The organism is Lysinibacillus sp. BS3, assembly GCF_039614735.1.
GTDB lineage: Bacteria > Bacillota > Bacilli > Bacillales_A > Planococcaceae > Lysinibacillus > Lysinibacillus capsici.
This window is the reverse complement of sequence record NZ_CP154860.1, coordinates 2199859-2222346: the sequence shown is the minus strand read 5'-3', so window position 1 is coordinate 2222346 and position 22488 is coordinate 2199859. Positions and strand designations below refer to the sequence as shown.

Here is a 22488-nt window from a genome sequence, read left to right as displayed (position 1 = left end):
AATTTGAAAAAGCAAGATCAAGTACAAATGCGAAGACAAAATAAATATATTGTGCTTGACGCAATAAGGCAGATGGCGCCAATTTCAAGAATTCAATTATCAAAATATACAAAAATGAGCCCTACAACCATTACGCGTATTGTGCAGGAGCTAGAAGCGGAAGGCTTTATTCTTGAAGGGGTATCGGAAGAAACAGCCATTGGTAGACGTCCTACGTTAATTCATATGCGAGAAGATGCTTTATATACGATTGGGATAGAAATTGACTGTTTTACTATTCGAATAGGTATACTAGATTTCTTAGGGAAGCTTATTGCCTTTCAGGAAGTCAAATGTAGCATCAAGCATCAATACGAAGAAGCTATATATCTACTTAAACGATCTATAGAAAATATCATGACAGAATATCAGATTGCTCAGGATAAATTACTAGGCATTGGGATAGGAATTCCAGGAGTAATCAATAACGAGGAAGGAATTATCGTTTCCTCTGAGCAATTGAAGTGGGAAAACTGCCATATAAGAGAAGATTTAAATGGTGTTTTTGGTTGTGAAGTCATCGTAGATAATGAATTAAAAATGCAAATCATTGCTGAAATTGGTGATATCTATACGCCACAGTATTCAAATTGTATTTTAGTCGGAATTGGAACGGGAATAGGAGCATCCATATTATTAAATGGAGAAGTGTATCGTGGCATTCAAAATAAAGCTGGAGAAATAAGTCATATAACGATTAATCCCTTTGGTGAAATGTGTCACTGTGGTAAAAGAGGATGCTTATCGATGTATGTTTCTGAAGTTACGCTGTTAAAAAGAACACCTAAAAATCTTAATATTCAATCAATAGAAGAGATTTTGCAGTGTGTTGATCAAGGTGAGCAATGGGCAATCGATATTCAACAAGATGTAGCTACTTTTCTAGCTATAGCCATCAATAATCTAGTTTGTTTATACGAACCAGAGGCTGTCATCGTCAGTGGAGAAATTATTGAGCACAATGTGACATTTCAAAAACTACTTAGTGAAAAGTGTAAACAGTATATATGGAAGGAATTACAACCCTACTTTGATTTGCAGTTTTCCAATCAATTAAAAGAAGGGGTTGTTAAAGGAGCGGCATTACAAGCACAAAAGCAGTTGCTGTCTGTTTAAAGAAAGGTTGGTTGATTCGTGGCTTACTCAGAATTTTTAAAGGAGTATCGTTCAGGATTAATGGAAAATGTGCATTATGGACAAATGAGTGCTGTGAATCTAACGAAGGAAGAATTCGTCTCTGTAGGTCAAGACTATGAGCCTGTGTATTTTCGTTCTGCAGCAAAACCATTTCAAGCCATTCCCATTTTTATGACTGATTTTATAGAAAAATACGGGATTACTTCAAATGAAAGTGCATTATTTCTGGCTTCGCAAAGAGGCGAAATTTATCATCAAGAGGCATTAGTCTCTTTGCTGGAAAAACTCCCTATTAATGAAAATGATTTAATTTGTGCAGCATCCTATCCGTTAAATGAGGAACCTAAAACACAGTATATTCAACAGGGATTTGAAAAGAGGAAACTCTTTCATAATTGCGCGGGCAAGCATTTAGGATTTTTAACTGCATGTTTAGCAAATGGCTATGATGTCAAGCAATATTGTCATCCAGAACATCCACTGCAACAGATGATAAAAAAATATATTGCTTATTTAAGTGAATATGAGATAGAGGGAATTCGTACAGGGATTGATGGCTGTGGTGCGCCCGTCTTTGCGATTCCGTTAAAAAACATGGCCATTGCTTATTTAAAGTTAGCAAGACCAGAATTAATTGATGATCAACTGATTCGTGAAGCAGTAATAAAGCTTACAACAGTAATGAATCAAGAGAGTCATATCATTGCAGCACAAAACTTTATTTGTACAGCATTATTAAAGGACCCTAATATTGTGGCGAAGGGCGGAGCACAGGGTGTATACTGTTTTGCTCTAAGAAATGAAGGAGTAAGTTTTGCCTTGAAAATTATGAATGGCTCCGAAAGTCCGTGGCCCAATGTAATTGCTTCTGTATTGGAACAAATGCAGTATACAAATCAAGAAACAATTGAGCGTATTAAAGCATTGTCTCCTGCATTTGTGCGTAATGATGCAGGGGTAGAGGTAGGAGAAATTGTATCTACAATTAAAATTGTATAGAGGTGAAGGCACTTGCATGTTTTGGCAATAGATGGCGGTGGAACGAAAACGATTGCAACAATCTCAACATGTCATGGGCAAATTATGGCGCTAGCAGAAACAGGCAAAAGTAATCCCACATCCATGAGCTTCGAGCATTTTACAGAGACGATAACAGAATTAATAAATAATTTAAAAAGACAACAGCCTCACGAATTTCAACACATTACAAAGTGCCATGCTGGCCTGTCTGGTGTAACAGAAAATAATAATGAGAAAATTACCTATGCATTATTAACCTCGCTTTTACCGAAAGACTGTCAACTATCACTATCGAATGATGGAATGAACGCGCTGTATGCGGGAACCTTGGGGCAGCCAGGCATTGTACAAATTTCTGGTACGGGTGCGATTACACTCAGTATAGATGCATCTGGAAGAATTGAGCGTACAGCAGGATGGGGTTATATTTTTGATGATGAGGGCAGTGGCTATGATATTGGCATTCGCACATTAAAAGCGGTATTTAAAGCATTCGACAAAAGAGGTCCTGAAACGCTTCTAACAGCAGCGGTATTAGAATATTTTCGATTACAATCCGTTCCGCAGATAATTGAAGTGGTATATGGCGAAGGGCATCCGCGGGATACCATATCACCTTTAAGTAAGGTTGCAATTGAATGCGCTAAACGTGGTGATGGAGAAGCCAATACAATTATTGATCAAGTGTGCCATGTTTTTTATCAAAGTATAGACGCTTGTTACAAAAAAAACCCGTTTGCACATAAGCAAGTCAAAGTAGTGCTAGCTGGTGGCGTTTTTAATGAATTGGAGCTATTTACTAAAAAATTAATCGCTATTGATAAAAAGAATAGTAATCAGTATGACTTCGTGGGTGCTTATAGCTTACCGGTAGGTGGTGCCGCTTTAGCTGCTTTAAGATTACCATATAATGAGGCAAAGCTATTTATCGATCAATATAATGCAAGTATGAAGAAGTTTTTAACGAATTAATCCCCCTTAACTTAGCAAGTAGAGAATAGCATATACATGTCTCTACTTGCATTTTGTCAGTCTCCTACTTTAAACATATACCCCTTATATGAATTATGAATGATCATGACGATTCCGATAAGCATAAAATTGGATAATAACGAACTTCCACCATAGCTTAAAAAGGGTAGGGTGACACCTGTGACAGGTAAAAGCCCAATGGTCATGCCGATATTTTGAGTAATTTGAAAGGCTAGTAAGCTTGAAATACCTGCCCCCATTAAAGTCATAAAGGGGTCTCGCGCTACTACCGTAATAACGACAATACGATAGATAACAAAAAAAAGTAGCGCGATTACAAATGCTCCTCCAATAAAACCTAGCTCTTCTGCAATAGCAGAGAATATAAAATCGGTATGTTTTTCTGGTACATAGACATTGTTATGTAGATAGCCCTTGCCCACAAATTCTCCTGACCCGATAGCCATAAAGCCTTGGCGTACTTGAAAAGAAGAATCTGTATATTCATAAGGCTGAAGCCATCCATAAATTCTAGAAATCTGATGTCCTGATAGAGCACCTAAAACCTTCTCTGTAAAAAATTCATTAAATCTGACATAGAGCACTACCAGCGTACTGATGATAACTAGAGGAACAGCCGTAAATACGACAAGAAGCTTTCTATGAATACCTGAAAAGAAAATCATCGGTAAAATCATTGCCATATACAACATGACCATACCTGTATCGGGTTGTCTATAAACAAGTAGCGTAGGAGGAAGGACAATTAGCCCGATTTTTATAAGTAACCAAAAATCTGCTAGATAGGAGGGGCGGACATTTTTCTCTTGATGAGCAATAATGACCTTACTCACAACTATTAAAAAAGCGAACTTTAAAAATTCCGAGGGTTGGAGAGAACCTAAAAACGGGATTTGATACCATGATTTTGCCTGATTGATCGTTCGAGCAATGCTTTCAGGAGCAACAATAAGACCAGCCGTTAAAGCAACTATTAGGAAGTAAAATGGCCATCCAATCTTCTTCAACTGTTCAATATCAAGCAAGGATATTCCAAGCATGATGGTTAATCCGATGACATAAAATAAAAACTGTTTGATAATAAAGGAGCTTGCATACTGTTCAAAATTTACACTACTAGAATGGACAAAAAGGCAACTAATAGCGCCGAGTAAAAGAAGACTTATTACTAAACTCCAATCTAACTTCTTGAATTGCGTCAAATGTAACACCTCCATTCTCTAGTATGAACGCTTACAATGTATGGAAGGTTGCGAATGTTTTTCTAAAAATAGTATGAATAAGTAGCAATAATCTGGCTAATTTAGCGAGTTAAATTACCTAAATAAAACTAAATGATGGGTATAAATTCTTAATATTTCGATTAAAATTTACAAAAATATAACACTGGCTTTATATCTCTATACTATCATTATTGGTAAGAGTTGGAGGAGGAGCCAAGGATCATGCATTTTTTCCGTTTCATTAAGGTGAAGGACAAGTTACTTGTACTCATGATTGTTTGTGTATTATCGAATGTATTGCTAGGTGTATTCAGTGTAGATTATTTAAGGAAAATGTCGTGGCATGCAAGTGAGAGTTACACACAGGGACTGGTCCCAATTGGATGGCTAAATGAGCTAGAAGAATCACAGCGTCGATTAGATTTTATAGTAGATTCGAAGGGTGACGATAAAGAAATGACAGCCATTTTACAAAACATGGCGCAGCCTTTAGATCATCTAGATAGCCAAGAAATTGACAAGAAGATGAGTCATCAAATTAAGAAGTATAAGTCATTGCTTAAGAAGCAGGAAGAAGCCATTGAGAACTTTAAGCAATTGAACCATGGTGAGCTAGATCAGTTTTATGTGCAAACATTTTTACCAATTAGTCAGGAGAGTCATGCATTATTAGAAGACACGCAAAATTATTTGGTTCAACGAGCAAAAGACCAACAGCAGGCTTATCAAAAAGATGTACAATTTGGCTACTGGTTACTAGGTGGCGTATGCTTAGCGGTTGTCTTGCTTGTTATCCTTATCGGCTTTATTGCAACGAAGGCAGTCAATGTGCCAACCCGTCAACTAAAGTCATTATTAAAACGAGCAGAACAAGGTGATTTCACTGCCAATGCAAGTTATGTAGCTCATGATGAGCTTGGTGAAGTAGTTCTGTCATACAATCAAATGGTAACAGAGGTGAAACGACTACTCCATACTGTCACAGACAGTGCCTATGAAGTAGAAGAAATGACAGGGAAATTGCAGAAATCCTCTGAGCAATCATCAACAACGACATTAAAAATAGCGAAGGATGTACAATCTATTTCAGAGTCAACGTCTGCTTCTTCTAGTAAACTAGCTTCGAATACTGCTTCCTTAGAGGAGGTTTTAAATGATGTACAGGTTATTTTAGAAAAGGTTCAGGTTGTAGAAAGTTTTGCACAAAAAACGGCCAGAGATGCAGAAAGTGGAACTGAAATTGTACAGGCTAATTTAACACAAATGCAAGCTATTAAGCAGGCGGTTGAAAAATCTAATACAGCTATCTTTAATTTAGTAGAGCGGGCTGCATCGATTGATCAAATGATTGAAGTAATAGAAAGAATAACAGCGCAAACTAACTTACTGGCTTTAAACGCTTCAATTGAAGCCGCTAGAGCAGGAGAGCATGGTAAAGGCTTTGCAGTAGTGGCTAATGAGGTTCGTAAGCTTGCAGAGCAAACTGTTCAATCGACACAAACGATTACATCCATTGTACAGAACATCCATCTAGATTCGAGTTATGCGGTACAAATGATGGAAGGGGTTTTAGTAGCGACTGAAAAAGGTGTAGCTGTTACAGGACAAACTGCGTCAAGTTTTGATCAAATTTTAGAAAAAGTACATACTATTAAGCCATATATTATGGAAGTATCTGCTACGGTTCAAGAGATTGCCAATCACACGAAGAAGGTAAGTGAGGATGCGGGTATGCTGACAGCCTTATCCGATACGAATGCCGTGTCTACTAAGCATGTTGCTACGTTAACAGCTGATCAATTAACAGCTCAGCAACAGTTCCATAATTATATTAAGGAATTGCGCAAAGTATCAAAAGTTTTGCAAATAGCTGTCAAACGTTTTTCGATATAATTTAATATTAAAGAATAATATTCAAAAAGGGTCTTCTTTGCAAAAAATAGCAAAGAAGATTCTTTTTTTGCATGGTTACAAAACTAGCTTATGAAAGTGTAAATGATTTGTGTTTTTGAGATGTACAAATGTGTTTTGTATATTTTTGTAGCACAATATTTTTCTTGTTCTCATATACTGTGAATAAGGGATTGTATGTTCTTTGTAAGGAATATTATTAATATAATTGTTGTATTTTCAAAACGAACACATTATAATGAATTTCATTGAAAGTGTTATTAAATCAATGTTTATTAATGTATTTTTGTACTTTCAGAAAGTACAATTGTTCACATGTGGAGGTTTTGGGAAATGAAAAAGGTTATTGTTACTGGAGCACTTGGTCAAATTGGTTCTGAGCTAGTAGAAAAACTTCGTGGTATTTATGGAGAGGACAATATACTTGCTACAGACATTAGAAAGCTTGAACATACTAAGGGCCCATTTGAAATATTGGACGTGACAGATGGACAAAGAATGCATGATTTAGCAAAGGACTTCGGTGCAGATACGATGATGCATTTAGCAGCACTATTATCAGCTACAGCAGAGAGAAATCCATTGTTAGCTTGGAATTTAAATATGGGTGGATTAATGAATGCGTTAGAAGTTTCACGTGAGTTAAATATGCAATTTTTCACGCCAAGCTCAATTGGTGCGTTTGGTCCGTCTACACCTAAGGAAGATACACCACAGGATACTTTGCAAAGACCAACAACTATGTATGGGGTAAATAAGGTAGCGGGTGAGTTATTATGCGATTATTACTTCAATCGTTTTGGTGTTGATACACGCGGAGTACGCTTCCCGGGGCTAATTTCTTATGTAACACCTCCAGGTGGTGGTACAACAGATTATGCTGTAGAAATTTTCTATGAAGCCATCGAACAAGGCAAATATACATCGTATATTCAGGAAGGTACATTTATGGATATGATGTACATGCCAGATGCCTTACAAGCTATTGTAGATTTAATGGAAGCAGACGGTAGTAAGCTTGTTCATCGCAATGCTTTTAATATTACAGCCATGAGCTTCGAACCTTCGCAAATCGCGGCTGAAATCAAGAAACACTTACCAAATTTCACAATGAGCTATCAGGTAGATCCTGTTCGTCAAGCCATTGCAGATAGCTGGCCAAACTCTTTAAATATTGAAGCGGCTCAAAAAGAGTGGGGCTTCAAAGCAGAATATGATTTAGCTAAAATGACGGTAGATATGTTAGAAAAATTGAAAATTAAACTGCATAAAAAAGCAATTTCATAATAGATAGGCAACGGGTGAAGACTAGACTTCATCCGTTTTTTTATATATAAAAGAAAATTATTGGAATATATAGATTAAATTATGAAATTAAAATATAATAATATTCGGAATATTAATAGTATTCAGTTAAATTGATGCTATGATAATTTCACAAGGGGAAATTCACAAATGAAGGGATGATGGGTTTTATGATGCAAGCACCATTAGTTTTAACTAGTTTTTTTAAACGAGCAGAGAGCTATTTTGCAAGAAAATCAATTATTTCACGGACAAGCCCACACAAAATACATCGTTTAACATATGGGCAGTGGGCAAAAAGAACGCGTCGTTTAGCAGATGCCCTTACGAAGCTTGGGATGACAAGAGGAACAAAAGTCGGCTCCTTTGCGTGGAATCAGCATCGACATTTAGAAGCTTATTTTGCTGTGCCTTGCTCAGGGGCAATCTTACACATGGTAAATATTCGTTTATCAGAAGAGCATTTGATCTATATTATTAATCATGCAGAAGATGAGATTTTAATGGTAGATGTAGATTTATTACCGATCATTGAAAATATTGCGCCAAAACTTGAGACAGTGAAACATTATATCATTATGACGGATGAACCAGCTTTGCCAAAGACTACATTACAAAATGTTTTATCCTATGAGGACATATTAGCTACTGCTGATGAAGAATTTCAATTTCCAGAGGATATTGATGAAGAAGCACCTGCCGGTATGTGCTATACAAGCGCCACAACAGGGAATCCAAAGGGGGTTGTCTATTCCCATCGGGGTTTAGTATTACACAGTATCATGCTGAGTATGTCTGACTCTATGGGAATTGCGGAAAGAGATGTCGTGATGCCGATTGTACCCATGTTTCATGCAAATGCATGGGGCTTGCCTTTTGCTAGTGTCAATGTGGGTGCTACACAAGTTCTACCAGGTCCGCAATTTACTTCAGCATTAATAATGGATTTAATCGAACAAGAAAAGGTTACATTAACTGCTGGTGTTCCAACCATTTGGATAGGTGCCCTGCAGGAGCAGGAAAAGAAAGAACGAGATATTAGTTCTTTAAGAGCGATATGCTGTGGTGGATCGGCTTCACCAACTCGACTCATTCGGACATTTGAAGAAAAATATGGGATTCCTTATATTGTTGTCTACGGCATGACGGAAACTACACCAATCGTGGCATTGTCTAATTATATGTCATGGATGGAAGATTGGCCGATTGAAAAACGTATTGAAGCTCGAGCGATGCAAGGGATGACAATGGCAGGTATCGAATCTAGTATTATTAATGAGGCGGGTGAGGTACCTTGGGATGGCGAAACAATGGGGGAATTACGTTTAAAAGGCCCATGGATTTCCAACGAATACTATCGTGATGAGCGAACAGCAGATGCCTATCGAGATGGTTGGTTATATACTGGTGATATTGCTGTACGAACAGCAGATGGCTTTATTAAAATTACGGACCGTACGAAAGATCTTATTAAATCAGGTGGGGAATGGATTTCCTCTGTTGATTTGGAAAATGCGCTGATGACTCATGATGCCGTTTTAGAAGCGGCTGTCATTGCCATGCCCCATGCTAAATGGCAGGAGCGTCCATTAGCTTGTGTTGTATTGAAAGAGGGACAATCAGTAACTGAACCAGAGCTTCTTGCTTTTTTAGAAAATCAATTTGCCAAGTGGTGGGTACCAGATGCAGTCGTCTTTCTAGAAGAAATTCCAAAGACATCTGTCGGAAAATTCCTGAAAGCGAAGCTGCGAGATAATGTAGCAGAAATTTATCCTAAATCATTGGTATAGGTAAAAGAGCGATTTCCGTAAATGGAAGTCGCTCTTTTTTGAGTTATTTAGTTAGCATGTGGAAGACTTGTTCAACGTCTTTATCGCCACGACCAGAGATATTAATAATAATGCTTTCCTCAGATGATAAAGTTGGTGCTAATTTTAGAGCATGTGCGACTGCATGTGAGCTTTCAAGAGCAGGAATAATACCTTCAACCTTAGAAAGTACTTGGAAGGCATCTAAAACTTCTTCATTTGTCACGGTCACATATTCAGCACGACCGATTGTTTTCAAATGGCTATGCTCAGGCCCCGCACCTGGATAATCTAAACCAGCTGCTATTGAATAGGTAGGTAGTGGGTTGCCTTCTGCGTCCTGAAGTACTAAACATTTGAAGCCGTGTAGCTCTCCTGGTGTTCCTTCGTTTAAGGTAGCAGCTTTGTCTGGCTCTATTCCAATAAGACGAACATCTTCGTCTGCAATATAATCAGCAAATGCCCCAATGGCATTACTACCGCCTCCTACACAGGCAAGAACAGCTGTCGGCAGCTTTCCTTCCTTTTCTAAAATCTGTTCACGACTTTCGCGGCTAATCACTGATTGAAAATGTTTAACCATTGATGGGAAGGGGTGTGGTCCAACTGCTGAGCCTAATAAATAGAAGGTTGTTTCATAGTTTTCTACTAAGTCAGCGAATGCCTCATCTACTGCATCCTTTAAGCGTCCTTGCCCTTTATCGACAGCTACAACTTTCGCTCCGAGAAGTTCCATGCGAAATACGTTCAATGCCTGACGTTTTGTATCTTCCAAGCCCATATAAATCGTGCAATCCATTCCAAACATGGCACACGCTGTAGCTGTTGCTACACCATGTTGACCTGCCCCTGTTTCGGCAATCACGCGATTTGCTCCCATACGTTTAGCTAGTAAAATTTGTCCTAATACATTATTGATTTTATGGGAGCCTGTGTGGTTAAGGTCTTCACGTTTTAAATAAATTTTTGCGCCACCTAATTGCTTTGTTAAATTCTCTGCAAAATAAAGAGGGGATTTACGACCGACATATTCACGGAAATAGTAATCTAATTCTTGCTTAAAATCATCATCCTCTTTATACTTTTGAAAATTCTCATCTAGTCTATTTAAAACATTTTGAAGCTCCTTTGGAACAAAGCTTCCACCAAATTCACCGAAATATCCCTTTTTTTCTACTACTGTACTCATCTTAACTCGACTCCTCTATGCTAATTTTTCCAAAAAAAAAGCCACTCCAATCCCTCATAAAAAGGACGAGTAACCGTGGTGCCACCTTCATTCGCAATTTTTGCGCGCTTTCCTGCTCCGGTAACGGGGAGCGAAACGGCCTTACATTTGATAAGGCTGCTCTGAAGTCCATTCACAAGTCTGTACTACTGGTTTGCACCAACCACCAGCTCTCTAAAAGTAACAATGCTTGCTACTACTCTTCTTCCTTGCATTTATTAGAAAGAATTGTAGAGTATTTTCAGAATAGTGTCAAGAAAAAAGACGAATCTAAAAAGATCCGTCAGTTAAATCAAATTTTTAAAGTGAAGGCGTTTGTTTAATACATACATAATCGGTGCACCTACAGCTAATACAACAAATTCACCCGCCGCGACTGTTAGCCAAGTCCAGAAAAATGGCAACTCTAAAGCCAAGTTCAGCTCAAAGGCAATGATAAACATAGTACATGTAAAGAGCAATGTATTAATAATTAAACGTGCCCAAATATTTTTGACAAATTTACAGATTAAAATAAACAGGCCAAGTGTAATCATTGAATGACCTACACCAAAAACTAAATCGTAAATGCCAAGTGGTGAAAAGAGATTAGAGATCAATACACCAATAATAATCCCTACGGCAAAGCGTGGATTAAAGGCCACTAAATGGTTAAACATCTCAGATACTCGGAACTGTACCTCTGTAAAACCAAATGGGGCAACAAGCATGGTTACAGCTATATATAGAGCCGCAATGATACCACTTGCTGCTAAAAATTTTATCTTCATATTCATTTCTCCTTAGTTTTTTTTCGTGGGATGGTTACGAACCACGGTGCTTTCACACAAGTAAATATTCTATTATAGATATCTAGTAGAAGTCAAATGTCAGACTTTGTCTATTATGTCCTATCGTCGCAAAATTGTCATAAATAATTTTTACTATGTTGAAAAAAGAAATCGATTAACTAAAACAGCGTAGTTTAGCGGTTTAAAGCGCCAAATTAAATGAAAAACTAAAATATTTTGTCACTTTTAAAAGTCAGAACATTCATAATGTTGTTGACGGAGCTCGATAATAACGATAATATAGCGATACATTCACACTTTGTTTGGATAAAGTGCGATAGATATTCGAGAATATAAAGAATATAATCGGGGGGATTATTTGTGAAAAGCAATGTAAAGAAGTTGTCATTCCTTCTTTTTGGATTAGTGTTGCTTCTTGCTGCTTGTGGTAGCGGTGGCTCAGGTACAGCAGATTCAAAAGGAAATGAAAAAAACAATGCAAGTGAGAGCGGAAATGCAGATGATAAAACATATAAAATCGGGATTACTCAAATTGTTGAGCATCCATCGTTAAACGCAGCAACGGAAGGCTTTAAAAAAGCAATTGAAGATGCTGGTTTAAAAGTTGACTACGATCCACAAATTGCACAGGGAGATAATAGCCTTAACACAACGATTGCTAACAATCTAGTAAGTGCAAACGTAGATTTAATTTTTGCAAACTCTACACCTTCTGCACAAGCCGCTGCAACAGCAACAAGTGATATTCCAATTATTTTTACATCTGTTACAGATGCTGTTGGTGCACAGCTAATTGACTCAATGGAGAAGCCAGGGAAAAATATTACAGGCACAATCGATTTACATCCAGAAACGATTTCTAAAACTGTAGCATTCCTAAAAGAACTTGGTGCGAAAAAAGTAGGGATGGTCTACAATGCGGGTGAGCAAAACTCAGTTGCACAAGTTTCAGAAGTGAAAAAGGTTATGGACGAACAAGGTTTAGTGGTGGTAGAAGCATCAGCATCTACTTCAGCGGATGTAAAACAAGCGACAGAGTCTCTAATTGGTAAAGTAGACGCTTTCTATATTATTACTGATAACACAGTTGTTTCTGCATTAGAATCGGTAATTGATGTTGCCAATACGAATAAATTACCATTAATTGTAGGAGAACTAGATTCTGTAGCACGTGGCGGTTTAGCCGCTTATGGTTTTGAATATTTCGATATCGGTTATGAAGCAGGTCAAATGGCTGTGAAAATTTTAAAAGGTGAAGCGACACCTGCCGATACACCAGCACAATACCCACAAAATCTGAAATTATTAATCAATAAAAAAGTTGCAGATGATTTAGGCATCGAAATTAAAGATTCTTGGGGTGCCGAAATTCTAGAACAGTAAAACGAAGCGGGGTGCATTATCCCCGCTTTATCTTCATTTTACAAGTGATATAAATAATAAAGAGATTTAGGAGATGATTCAACGATGTTTTTAGCATTATTTGGCGCAGTGGAGCAAGGAATCATCTATGCAATTATGGCACTTGGTGTATATTTAACATTTCGGGTGTTAGATTTTCCGGATTTAACGGTTGATGGAAGCTTTGTAACAGGGGCGGCAACTGCAGCAACAATGGTTTTGCTTGGCTACCACCCAATCTTAGCGACTTTAGTGGCAATTGTTGCTGGATTTATTGCTGGATGTATGACAGGAATTCTTCACACGAAAGGAAAGATTAATCCGTTATTATCAGGAATTTTAATGATGATTGCTTTATATTCGATTAATCTACGTATCATGGGGTTAACTGCAGAAAATACGATAGGTCGCCCGAATATTCCACTACTAAACTCTGAAACAATCTTTTCAAAGTTTCAATCTTTTTGGAGTAATTTAGGGATCGATGATGCTATCAATAACCTATTAAAAAGCATAGGCTTTCAGCATGTACCAGGTACATGGAGTGTGCTGATTGTTGTATTAATCATCACGATTTTAATTAAGTTAATAGCAGACTGGTTCTTAAAGACAGAGGTTGGGCTAGCTATCCGAGCAACTGGTGATAATAAACGAATGATTCGCAGCTTCTCTGCAAATACAGACACACTTATCATTTTGGGGCTAGGTCTTTCCAATGCGCTTGTCGCATTTTCTGGAGCTTTAATCGCACAATACTCGAAGTTCTCTGATGTTAGTATGGGGATTGGTATGATTGTGATCGGTCTCGCATCCGTTATTATTGGTGAAGCTATTTTTGGGACTAAAACTATTATCCGTACAACGTTTGCAGTTATTGCAGGAGCCATCATTTATCGTATTATATTAGCTTTAGCATTACGTGTAGATTTCCTTGATTCAGGAGACATGAAATTAATTACAGCGATTATCGTTATTTTGGCGCTGATCTTACCGCAATTTATTAATAAGAGTAAAGAACGTAAACGTAAAGCTAAACGTGCTGCAGAACTTTCACAAGTAAAAAAAGTAGAGCAGGGAGGTAATGGCCTTGCTTAAATTACATGGTATTAATAAGGTATTTAATGAAGGAACACCTGATGAGAAGATTGCACTTGCGGAGATAAACCTACATTTAAAGCCCGGTGATTTTGTGACAATTATAGGTAGTAATGGTGCAGGTAAATCAACGATGATGAATATGATTTCAGGTGCTTTAACACCCGATTTCGGTACAGTATTGATTGATGGTAATGATGTGACAAGTTTGCCTGAATTTAAACGCTCTCAATACATTGGGCGTGTCTTCCAGGACCCAATGGCAGGAACTGCACCTACGATGACAATTGAAGAAAATCTAGCATTAGCATACTCTCGAAATAAGCATAGAGGACTACGCAATGGTGTGGACAAAAAGCGTCGTGAATTTTTTAAAGAATCGCTAGCGATGCTTGGTTTGAATCTTGAGAATCGTCTTTCTGCTAAGGTAGGTTTACTTTCAGGTGGGGAACGTCAAGCTTTGTCGCTCTTAATGGCTACCTTCACAAAGCCATCTATTTTATTGCTAGATGAACATACAGCTGCACTTGATCCATCACGTGCAGAATTAATTACCCGTATTACGAAGTATTTAGTGGAAAAAGATAATTTAACGACATTAATGGTAACGCACAATATGCAGCAAGCATTAGATTTAGGGAATCGTCTTATTATGATGGACAAAGGCCAAATCATTTTAGAAGTTGGTGAAGATCGCAAACATGAATTAACAATTCCTGATTTAATGTCCGAGTTTGAACGTATTCGTGGGGAAAAAATGAATTCAGACCGTGCTCTATTAGGTTAATATCGAAACGCTCATACACTTGTATGGGCGTTTTCCATAGTGTAAAAAATTTCATCCATAGTGTTTTTATGAATGGTGTAAATGAATGACCGTTGCAGGTTCCCTAATTTCATGTGTGGGGGGTGCCGATCTATCTTATGGGAGTCTAGTAGCCTTCCAATCCAGCTCATTAATTTAGCAAAGGTCCTCACTACTCTTTATGGAGGGCGTTGTCACACATCGTTTTTCCGCATTGTTAGTATGATAGAAAATGAAAGGGCACAGTTTTAAAAGGGTTGATTGGAGAGGAGTTGCCCCTTAGGGGATTTAGCGGCTCATCAGACGCCACCTGGACGCTGGCGGAACAGATATCAATCTCTCGCCTAGCCAGAATGTCTCTTTCCGCAGACAATATTGTTTTTTCAACATCATATAAAACGCTCATGCACTAGTTTGAATAATTTTATATAGGGAAATTAAACGATCGATAAACTTTATCACATAAAAAAGCCTCACTTTCAGAGAAGTGAGGCTCTTCATTTTAAACGAGTAAGCCAAATAGTTGAATATCGTTGTTTACTTCTTTGTATTTGAAGCCGAATTCATCCATTCGGGCAAGTAGTCCTTCATATTCAGCACGATCACCTAACTCAATGCCGACTAGTGCAGGGCCACTTTCTTTATTATTTTTCTTGGTATATTCAAAGGTAGTAATGTCATCGTTTGGTCCAAGTACACTAGTGAGGAATTGACGTAATGCTCCGGCACGCTGAGGGAAGCTGACGATGAAGTAGTAAAGTAATCCTTCGTGTATAAGTGACTTTTCTTTAATCTCCTGCATTCGTCCAATGTCATTATTCCCACCACTGATGATGACAACGACTGACTTACCTTTAATTTCTTCTTTATAAAAATCAAGAGCTGCCACTGATAATGCTCCTGCAGGCTCAGCGATAATCGCATGTTTATTATATAGATCTAGAATGGTTGTACATACCTTGCCTTCAGGTACAAGAACAATATCATCTAAATAGCGACGACAAACATCATAAGTGTGGTGACCGACGCATTTTACTGCAGCACCATCAACGAATTTATCAATCCAATCAAGAGCAACTGCGCCACCTTCAGCAAAGGCAGCCTTCATACTACCAGCACCAGCAGGCTCCACACCAATAATTTTACTAGCAGGAGAGAGATTTTTAATGTAGGCAGACACGCCTGACATTAAGCCACCACCGCCAATACTTCCGAATACGTAGTCGATTGGCTCCTCCATATCATTCATAATTTCTACCGCTACCGTTCCTTGACCAGCAATGACATCAAAATCATCAAATGGATGAATGAAGATTTTACCATGCTCTTCACAATAGCTCAACGCGCTTTCAGCAGAATCATCGAATGTATCTCCTGCTAAAATAATTTCCACATATTCACGTCCAAACATACGTACTTGGTCTATTTTTTGCTTCGGCGTTGTTTGTGGCATAAAAATGCTTGCTTGAATTTTTAATTGGGCACAGGCATAAGCTACACCTTGTGCATGATTGCCTGCACTTGCACAGACAACCCCAGCATCGCGCGCTTCATCCTCGATTTTTTTAATTTTATAATAGGCACCACGAAGCTTGAATGAGCGTACATGCTGTAAATCTTCGCGTTTAATATAAATATTAGCTCCGTATTTCTCGGATAAATAGTCGTTTTTTTGTAGTGGTGTGTGCACAACTACATCTTTTAAAAAATGATGTGCAATCAGGACATTCTCCACTTGCACGGTTCTAGTATCAGCAACTTCCATAGTATTCATCCTCCGTTATACGTTTAAAACATTTATCTATGATAGCACACTTTATTTGCTTTTTGTGATTAATTTTTAGTAAATTCTAAATTTTCCGTGTCTATTTTATGATGTAAGCGTTTTATCTTGATATAGCTAATTATTTTATAAAGAAGCAATATCTCAGACCTAGAATTAGCTCAATTTAAGGGGAGAAAATCTGTTGTTTCAAATCTAAAAAATACTACTCTCATAACAAAAATGGTCAAGCATATACTAGATTAGCTTAGGACAAGTAGGAGGGTATGTAGTGGAAATCATTCAAGGAATTTTATCAACATATTGGAAGTTTTTTGATTTGGCGATGTGGCAAGAAGTACTAATGGACCCTGTCTCCTGGGGACTAATATCCTCATTAATTATTATAGAAGGTTTGCTGTCGGCAGATAATGCACTGGTTTTAGCGGTACTAGTGAAACATTTACCAGATAAACAGCGAAAACGGGCATTAATGTATGGTATGCTAGGTGCCTATTTTTTTAGATTTTTATTTATTGGCATAGGTGTTTATCTAGTAGAATTTTGGTTTATTAAAGTATTAGGTGCTTTGTATTTAGGTTGGCTTTGTGTAGCTCATTTCCTTCACATAGGGAATGAGGATAGTGTAAAAGAGGTAAAGAGGTCAGGATGGATGGTGCGTCTTTTCGGCACGTTTTGGGCAACTGTCATTTCTGTTGAGCTAATGGATATTGCTTTTTCAATTGACTCAATCTTTGCTGCGTTTGCGATATCAGATCAGGTCTGGGTGCTTTTAATTGGAGGGATGTTAGGAATATTAATGATGAGGACGATTGCAGGTGTTTTTTTAATCATCATTGAAAAAATACCAGAGCTTGAAGCAACAGCCTTCATAATTATAGGTGTCATAGGCTTAAAAATGTTAGTAAGTGTTTTCAATATCCACATCCCTCATTATTTATTCTTCCTTTTCTTAGTGATTGCTTTTTTCATCACGATCATTGTGCATATGATGAAGAGAGTAAGATCTGCCTAATTAAAAAGTACTGTTCTCCAAAAATGAGAACAGTACTTTATTTATTTTACATATTTATCTGGGTCAACAATATAGAACTTTTCAACATTAAGCCAGCTCTCGCTCATTGGTTCGCCGTCATCAATACGTTTTTCAGTCTCCTGCATCATCCAACCAGTCTGAGACGCATGGGCTTGTAATGCTTTTAATTTGTCCATTCGCATTTCCCGAATATCATAGACCACATGTGGTTCACCATTTTTTTCAATCGTATCATTGGCGAAGGCACAACCGAATATTTGTGGACGAGCAGCCTTTGGCATACGACGTACAGCTTCAATTACAGCACGTGCTGTTGCTTCATGGTCTGGGTGAACAGCAAAGCCAGGTAAAAATGTGAAAATTAAAGAAGGCATTAGTTCTTCGATTAGCCCTTCCATTAATTTTACCATTTTCTCATCATCTTCAAATTCTATTGTTTTATCACGTAGACCAAGCATGCGTAAATCTTGAATACCCATTGCCTCTGCCGCTGCAACCAATTCCTTACGACGGATTTCAGGTAAAGACTCGCGTGTAGCAAAGGGTGGATTACCTAAATTACGTCCCATTTCGCCTAATGTTAAACAGGCATATGTAACAGGTGTATTCATTTTCTTTGTATAGTAGGCGATGGTTCCCGCAACTGAGAAAGCCTCATCATCTGGGTGAGGGTACACAATTAAAATATGACGTTGTGGTTGTAAATTCAAATAGTCGTCCCCCTTAGTAAGTAAATGGCGTTTCACTAATTTCAAGCGCAATCGCCAATTTTCCAGAGTAGTCTAGTCCAGCCATTAATAAACGGCCTAAATCATCTAATTCAAAATGTGTAATGCCTTGAGCATAAACCCAGCCATGAGGTAATTTTAAACCCACACGATGAGGTGCATTATCTACAACCTTAGCAAGCTCATAGTTAATTTTAGCATTGCGAATAAAAGCACCTGCATTAAAAAACTGTTCATCATAGTGTGCTGCATAAGATCCGTTTGTCGTCTCAAGATGAATATAAACGTCTTTGTTGGCGAAAGAATTCAGCAATTTTTGCAACGTCTCTACTTGTACTTCTTGCATCTTAACACTCCTCTCGATCATTTCTCCTTTAAGTATAGTAAAAAAAATTCGCAAAGGGAAATTGATTGCTTTGATAAAAAAATTGATGATTTATATTTACAAACCTTAGCGCCATTTGGTCCAAATTTTTGAGAGTGTGAAAATGAATCGTAGCATCCAGAGAAATAAATCATCATCTCTAAATCTATGACAAGTTCTTAAGCAATATTCTTGAAAAAATTATTGTAATGTATCAATATAGGGAGTGTGAAAATAAATATGTACAAACTGTGTCGTTTCGCATTGTATCCGTTTTCACATCTGAAAAGATATTGCAACCATGACTTCTTCCTAATTTGTGTGTGTAGACAGCTCCACCTGTTGAAGGTAGTATTATTTCAGAAATAATGAATTCTATCTTGGTACAATAGATGACGTTCCTTGAACAGGTTATGCAAGGTAGCTGTGAAAAAGGGAAGAAAAATGAAGCTCATTATCATAGTATAATAAAAACCGCGACTCTCTTTATGACGGAGAGTCGCGGTTTTTTTTATTAAAAATTAATGTAGGCTATGTATTTGTTAGTATCGATTGAGCTTTCGTTCTATTGTATCTAAACGATTATTAACATTTTGTAATTGTTTAAACATTTGCTTCATATAAAGATTTTGATCTTGGGTTTCAGTAGTTTTGACTTGTGCCAATTCTTCCTCCTCCTGCAGAGCTAATATTGTGGCAAGGGTGGATAATGAGTAACCAAGTGTTAATATGATGGAGGCAATTACTTCAACTTTTGAAGAGGTGATTTCTCCAGCTAGTAAACCTGATTCTTCCGTTAAGTCTTCTACCTTGTTTTTTTTCATTTTTTCCCCTCCCATACAGCTAATATATGGGGTATGAGGCATTAACGTATCTTGTCCTATTTTAATCTTTATCAGCTAAATACTCATCATTAAATAATTGTTTAGTATTTGTAATTTTCTAATAATTACATTGATTTTTCCATTTAAATATAGCATTATAGTAGGAATAAACAAGACGTTTAGAGGGGGAATTAGAGTGAATAAGGACTTTAAATATTGTAAGGAATCAAGAGTGATGCGTACCAGTCGTGTATTTCCAAACGATGTGAATAATCATAATACATTATTTGGCGGACGATTGATGAGCGATATTGATCAAGTTGCTTCCATTTCAGCTGCAAAGCATAGCAGAAGAGATTGTGTTACAGCCTCAACTGATTCAGTCGATTTCCTACATCCCATTCGCCCAACAGATTCGGTTTATTTCGAATCCTATGTAACTTGGACGGGGAGGTCTTCTATGGAGGTTTTTGTTAAAGTCATTGCTGAAAACTTGAAAACTGGGGAGAGAAAGGTGGCAGCGACTGCATTATTAACTTTCGTGGCATTGGATGAAAATAACAAACCAGCACTGGTCCCACGAGTAATACCTGAAACAGTAGAAGAGACAAAATTGCATGAAACAGCTTCAGAACGAGCGAAGGCCCGTGCTGAACGTAAAAAGGAAAGTAAAGCATTAGCGCAATTTATATCTATGAACGATCCATGGGATTATCGGCTAGAAATGATGGAGAATTATATGTAAAAAAAGAGGGATGTCTCAAATGACTTTGAGACATCCCTTTCATCCTTATATTTCTGTTACTGTTATGTGTGGAGCACCAAAGCGTGATTTCGCTCCATGCATGACAGGACCTACATATTCATTTAGCGCCCAGCCATGTGCAATAGCTGCCGATACAAACTCTTTTGCTTCAATGACAGAATCTTTAATAGTAAGTCCATTCGCAAGATTCGCTGTGACAGAGGCAGCAAAAGTACAGCCTGCACCGTGGTTATTTGTAGATGCAACTTTTTCAGATTCTAATAAGTAGAATGTTTCACCATCAAAGAATAAGTCTATTGCTTTTTCGGTAGCTAGGGCTTTTCCACCTTTTATGACAACAGCTTTAGCTCCTAGTTCATGGATTTTACGAGCAGCAATCTTCATGTCGTCAATGTTTTTTGGTGTACCTGTGCCAGCTAATTGTCCAGCTTCAAAAAGGTTTGGTGTTGTTACCGCTGCTAGTGGTAAAAGATGCTGAATCATGGCATCTGTGTTACCTGGATTCAGTACTTCATCGTCACCTTTACATACCATAACAGGATCGATGACAACATTTTTAGTCCCTGAATTTGCAATAGCCTTTCCAGCAATACGAATAATTTCTTCTGTTGAGAGCATTCCTGTCTTAATGGCATCAATTCCTGTGGAAAGTGCTGTGTCAATTTGTTTTTGTAGTAAATCAGTTGGCAAAGGTGTGACGTTATGTGTCCAGCCGTTAGGGTCCATTGTTACGACAACTGTTAATGCCACCATCCCATATGTACCGTGCTCTTGGAATGTTTTAAGGTCAGCTTGCATTCCTGCACCGCCTGATGTATCTGAACCAGCAATTGTTAATGTTTTTTTTAGAGTCATGTAAAGGATCTCCTTTATCGTTAAGAGTTATAAAATTAACATCTAGTATAGTCCGATTCTGATTCTATAAAAATAGCCAGAATACTATATTTTTATATGGTCAGTTTCAACTGATGCTTGAATTCATCTTTAATTTTTTGTACCGTTGTAAGAAGAGAAAGGGGCTTAAAGAACGATGAAACAAGTATTCCCGAATGATTGGCAAGAAGTACTCAAAGAAGAATTAGAAAAACCATATTATCAAAAACTACGTCAATTTGTCGCAAATGAATATTCGACACAAACTATTTATCCACCAATCAATGATGTGATGAACGCATTCTATACAACAGCATATCATGATGTGAAGGTTGTTATTTTGGGACAAGACCCTTATCATGGGCCTAATCAAGCGCATGGGCTAAGCTTTTCTGTTAAACCAGGTATTCCACATCCTCCTAGCTTACGGAATATGTTTCAAGAGCTACAGGATGATTTAGGCTGTCCAATTCCTCAAAATGGAACGCTAACAAAGTGGGCTGAACAGGGTGTTATGCTATTAAATACGGTGCTTACAGTTCGAGCAGGACAAGCGAATTCCCATAAAGAACGAGGGTGGGAGCAATTTACCGATGCTGTTATCGATCTATTAGCTGCAAGGGAAGAACCACTAATTTTTGTATTGTGGGGCAAACCAGCGCAACGCAAAAAGCAATTAATCCGAAAATATAAAACACCACATGTCATACTCGAAGCGCCACACCCAAGTCCATTAAGTGCTTATCGAGGATTCTTTGGTAGTAAACCTTATTCAAAGATAAATCAACAATTAGTGGAGTGGGGCAAGCAGCCGATTGATTGGTGTTTAGAATAGATTGGCACAAATCGTTTGCTTTATACGCTTTAGCAATCATGTTACATTTAATATAGAAGAAAGTGAGGGACATTGATGAAGGTGAATTGTTTTAAGTGTCAATTTTTTAAAGTAACCTGGGACCCTCAAAACCCACGAGCATGTGCAGCTTATGGCTTTAAAACAAAGCAAATACCATCCGTTGTTGTGAAGCAATCCTCGGGTGTAGATTGTTTAAAATTCGTACCAAAAGTAGAAAGTGGGAGAATGTAATGATTTCTTATCAAGCCGTTATACAGCAACTTGAAAAACAATTATCTTACGCAAAAAATGCGGGAAATGATCAGCAAATTCGTGAGGCACTTACAGCCATTCGAGCATTATGTGATGTGGTGTTAGATTCTTCAAGTGATGCACCATCTATCACTCCTCATAAGCATGTACCGCAAATGCTTGTATCAGAGTCAAAACCATCCACTTTATATACAGCAAAGATTGAAGAAGATGGAGCCAATGGCGATTCCATTTTTGATTTTTAATCCAT

At 37.7% G+C, this 22488-nt stretch carries 22 protein-coding genes, 1 riboswitch and 1 other annotated feature; of the genes, 14 read left to right on the top strand and 8 right to left on the bottom strand.

Translation table 11 applies throughout. The features are described 5' to 3' along the window. Nucleotides 1–3: 3 nt before the first annotated feature. Genes AAJG31_RS11090 through AAJG31_RS11080 form a run of 3 tightly spaced genes read left to right on the top strand, consistent with a single transcriptional unit; the run spans nucleotide 4 to nucleotide 3168 of the window. Entirely contained in the window at nucleotides 4–1155 is a 1152-nt protein-coding gene (locus AAJG31_RS11090) for an ROK family transcriptional regulator (RefSeq protein ID WP_054549117.1), read from the top strand. 18 nt (nucleotides 1156–1173) lie between these two features. Continuing rightward, nucleotides 1174–2175: an asparaginase gene (locus tag AAJG31_RS11085; RefSeq protein WP_259949387.1), complete on the top strand. Its 1002-nt coding sequence runs from the start codon at nucleotides 1174–1176 to the stop codon at nucleotides 2173–2175. Nucleotides 2176–2187: 12 nt separating this feature from the next. Further along, nucleotides 2188–3168: a BadF/BadG/BcrA/BcrD ATPase family protein gene (locus AAJG31_RS11080; RefSeq protein WP_048393411.1), complete on the top strand. Its 981-nt coding sequence runs from the start codon at nucleotides 2188–2190 to the stop codon at nucleotides 3166–3168. A 56-nt stretch (nucleotides 3169–3224) separates the two neighbouring features. On the opposite strand, the gene AAJG31_RS11075 is transcribed toward AAJG31_RS11080, so the two are convergent. Next, on the bottom strand, nucleotides 3225–4400 hold the full coding sequence (locus AAJG31_RS11075) for an FtsW/RodA/SpoVE family cell cycle protein (RefSeq protein ID WP_259955547.1): 1176 nt from the start codon (nucleotides 4398–4400) through the stop codon (nucleotides 3225–3227). Between the two features lie 234 nt (nucleotides 4401–4634). Here AAJG31_RS11075 and AAJG31_RS11070 point away from each other — a divergent pair, with 234 nt between their 5' ends. The 3 genes from AAJG31_RS11070 (at nucleotide 4635) to AAJG31_RS11060 (ending at nucleotide 9418) form a co-directional block, all read left to right on the top strand. Beyond that, entirely contained in the window at nucleotides 4635–6305 is a 1671-nt protein-coding gene (locus tag AAJG31_RS11070; RefSeq protein WP_279493813.1) for a methyl-accepting chemotaxis protein, read from the top strand. A 351-nt stretch (nucleotides 6306–6656) separates the two neighbouring features. Next, a complete protein-coding gene (locus tag AAJG31_RS11065; RefSeq protein ID WP_279493814.1) occupies nucleotides 6657–7610 on the top strand; it encodes an L-threonine 3-dehydrogenase in 954 nt (317 codons plus the stop codon). A gap of 188 nt (nucleotides 7611–7798) precedes the next feature. Continuing rightward, nucleotides 7799–9418 carry a long-chain fatty acid--CoA ligase gene (locus AAJG31_RS11060; protein WP_066037065.1) on the top strand — a complete coding sequence of 540 codons (1620 nt, stop codon included), beginning with the start codon at nucleotides 7799–7801 and terminating at the stop codon, nucleotides 9416–9418. 43 nt (nucleotides 9419–9461) lie between these two features. Here the strand turns inward: AAJG31_RS11060 and trpB are convergent, their stop codons facing one another. Together trpB and AAJG31_RS11050 are read right to left on the bottom strand one after the other, a co-directional pair. Continuing rightward, entirely contained in the window at nucleotides 9462–10625 is a 1164-nt protein-coding gene (trpB, locus tag AAJG31_RS11055) for a tryptophan synthase subunit beta (RefSeq protein WP_048393416.1), read from the bottom strand. Between the two features lie 58 nt (nucleotides 10626–10683). Beyond that, nucleotides 10684–10883, bottom strand: a binding site (T-box leader). A gap of 68 nt (nucleotides 10884–10951) precedes the next feature. Continuing rightward, nucleotides 10952–11434 (bottom strand): QueT transporter family protein, encoded by a 483-nt coding sequence (locus tag AAJG31_RS11050; protein WP_048393417.1) that lies wholly within the window; start codon nucleotides 11432–11434, stop codon nucleotides 10952–10954. Nucleotides 11435–11440: 6 nt separating this feature from the next. Next, a riboswitch (PreQ1 riboswitch) is annotated at nucleotides 11441–11485 on the bottom strand. A gap of 330 nt (nucleotides 11486–11815) precedes the next feature. Between AAJG31_RS11050 and AAJG31_RS11045 the strand changes: the two genes are divergently transcribed. The 3 genes from AAJG31_RS11045 to AAJG31_RS11035 all read left to right on the top strand — a co-directional run bounded on the left by AAJG31_RS11045 (nucleotide 11816) and on the right by AAJG31_RS11035 (nucleotide 14738). Then, nucleotides 11816–12838: an ABC transporter substrate-binding protein gene (locus AAJG31_RS11045; RefSeq protein WP_257961635.1), complete on the top strand. Its 1023-nt coding sequence runs from the start codon at nucleotides 11816–11818 to the stop codon at nucleotides 12836–12838. Nucleotides 12839–12922: 84 nt separating this feature from the next. After that, nucleotides 12923–13951 (top strand): ABC transporter permease, encoded by a 1029-nt coding sequence (locus AAJG31_RS11040; RefSeq protein ID WP_009371612.1) that lies wholly within the window; start codon nucleotides 12923–12925, stop codon nucleotides 13949–13951. After that, on the top strand, nucleotides 13944–14738 hold the full coding sequence (locus AAJG31_RS11035; RefSeq protein WP_279493818.1) for an ABC transporter ATP-binding protein: 795 nt from the start codon (nucleotides 13944–13946) through the stop codon (nucleotides 14736–14738). The genes AAJG31_RS11040 and AAJG31_RS11035 overlap by 8 nt, the downstream gene beginning before the upstream one ends. A 520-nt stretch (nucleotides 14739–15258) precedes the next feature. Here the strand turns inward: AAJG31_RS11035 and ilvA are convergent. Then, nucleotides 15259–16521, bottom strand: coding sequence for a threonine ammonia-lyase IlvA (ilvA, locus tag AAJG31_RS11030; RefSeq protein ID WP_048393422.1), 1263 nt, complete (start codon nucleotides 16519–16521; stop codon nucleotides 15259–15261). 289 nt (nucleotides 16522–16810) lie between these two features. Here ilvA and AAJG31_RS11025 point away from each other — a divergent pair, with 289 nt between their 5' ends. Continuing rightward, nucleotides 16811–17554, top strand: coding sequence for a TerC family protein (locus AAJG31_RS11025; protein ID WP_054549126.1), 744 nt, complete (start codon nucleotides 16811–16813; stop codon nucleotides 17552–17554). 41 nt (nucleotides 17555–17595) lie between these two features. Here AAJG31_RS11025 and bshB2 read toward each other — a convergent pair whose 3' ends face one another. The 3 genes from bshB2 to AAJG31_RS11010 all read right to left on the bottom strand — a co-directional run bounded on the left by bshB2 (nucleotide 17596) and on the right by AAJG31_RS11010 (nucleotide 19491). Then, a complete protein-coding gene (gene bshB2 / locus AAJG31_RS11020; RefSeq protein WP_048393426.1) occupies nucleotides 17596–18285 on the bottom strand; it encodes a bacillithiol biosynthesis deacetylase BshB2 in 690 nt (229 codons plus the stop codon). A gap of 13 nt (nucleotides 18286–18298) precedes the next feature. Continuing rightward, a complete protein-coding gene (locus AAJG31_RS11015) occupies nucleotides 18299–18649 on the bottom strand; it encodes a YojF family protein (RefSeq protein ID WP_004225428.1) in 351 nt (116 codons plus the stop codon). 560 nt (nucleotides 18650–19209) lie between these two features. Further along, entirely contained in the window at nucleotides 19210–19491 is a 282-nt protein-coding gene (locus AAJG31_RS11010) for a hypothetical protein (RefSeq protein WP_054548582.1), read from the bottom strand. Between the two features lie 196 nt (nucleotides 19492–19687). On the opposite strand from AAJG31_RS11010, the gene AAJG31_RS11005 reads away from it, so the two are divergent. Next, nucleotides 19688–20236, top strand: a complete 549-nt coding sequence (locus AAJG31_RS11005; protein ID WP_054548581.1) for an acyl-CoA thioesterase — start codon at nucleotides 19688–19690, stop codon at nucleotides 20234–20236. A 45-nt stretch (nucleotides 20237–20281) separates the two neighbouring features. On the opposite strand, the gene thiD is transcribed toward AAJG31_RS11005, so the two are convergent. Then, nucleotides 20282–21112, bottom strand: a complete 831-nt coding sequence (thiD, locus tag AAJG31_RS11000) for a bifunctional hydroxymethylpyrimidine kinase/phosphomethylpyrimidine kinase (protein WP_054548580.1) — start codon at nucleotides 21110–21112, stop codon at nucleotides 20282–20284. Between the two features lie 175 nt (nucleotides 21113–21287). Here thiD and AAJG31_RS10995 point away from each other — a divergent pair, with 175 nt between their 5' ends. The 3 genes from AAJG31_RS10995 to AAJG31_RS10985 all read left to right on the top strand — a co-directional run bounded on the left by AAJG31_RS10995 (nucleotide 21288) and on the right by AAJG31_RS10985 (nucleotide 22483). After that, nucleotides 21288–21965 (top strand): uracil-DNA glycosylase, encoded by a 678-nt coding sequence (locus AAJG31_RS10995; RefSeq protein ID WP_054548579.1) that lies wholly within the window; start codon nucleotides 21288–21290, stop codon nucleotides 21963–21965. Nucleotides 21966–22040: 75 nt separating this feature from the next. Beyond that, nucleotides 22041–22217, top strand: coding sequence for a hypothetical protein (locus AAJG31_RS10990; RefSeq protein WP_048393435.1), 177 nt, complete (start codon nucleotides 22041–22043; stop codon nucleotides 22215–22217). After that, nucleotides 22217–22483 carry a YwdI family protein gene (locus AAJG31_RS10985; protein ID WP_048393438.1) on the top strand — a complete coding sequence of 89 codons (267 nt, stop codon included), beginning with the start codon at nucleotides 22217–22219 and terminating at the stop codon, nucleotides 22481–22483. Before AAJG31_RS10990 ends, AAJG31_RS10985 begins: the two co-directional genes overlap by 1 nt. Nucleotides 22484–22488: the final 5 nt, after the last annotated feature.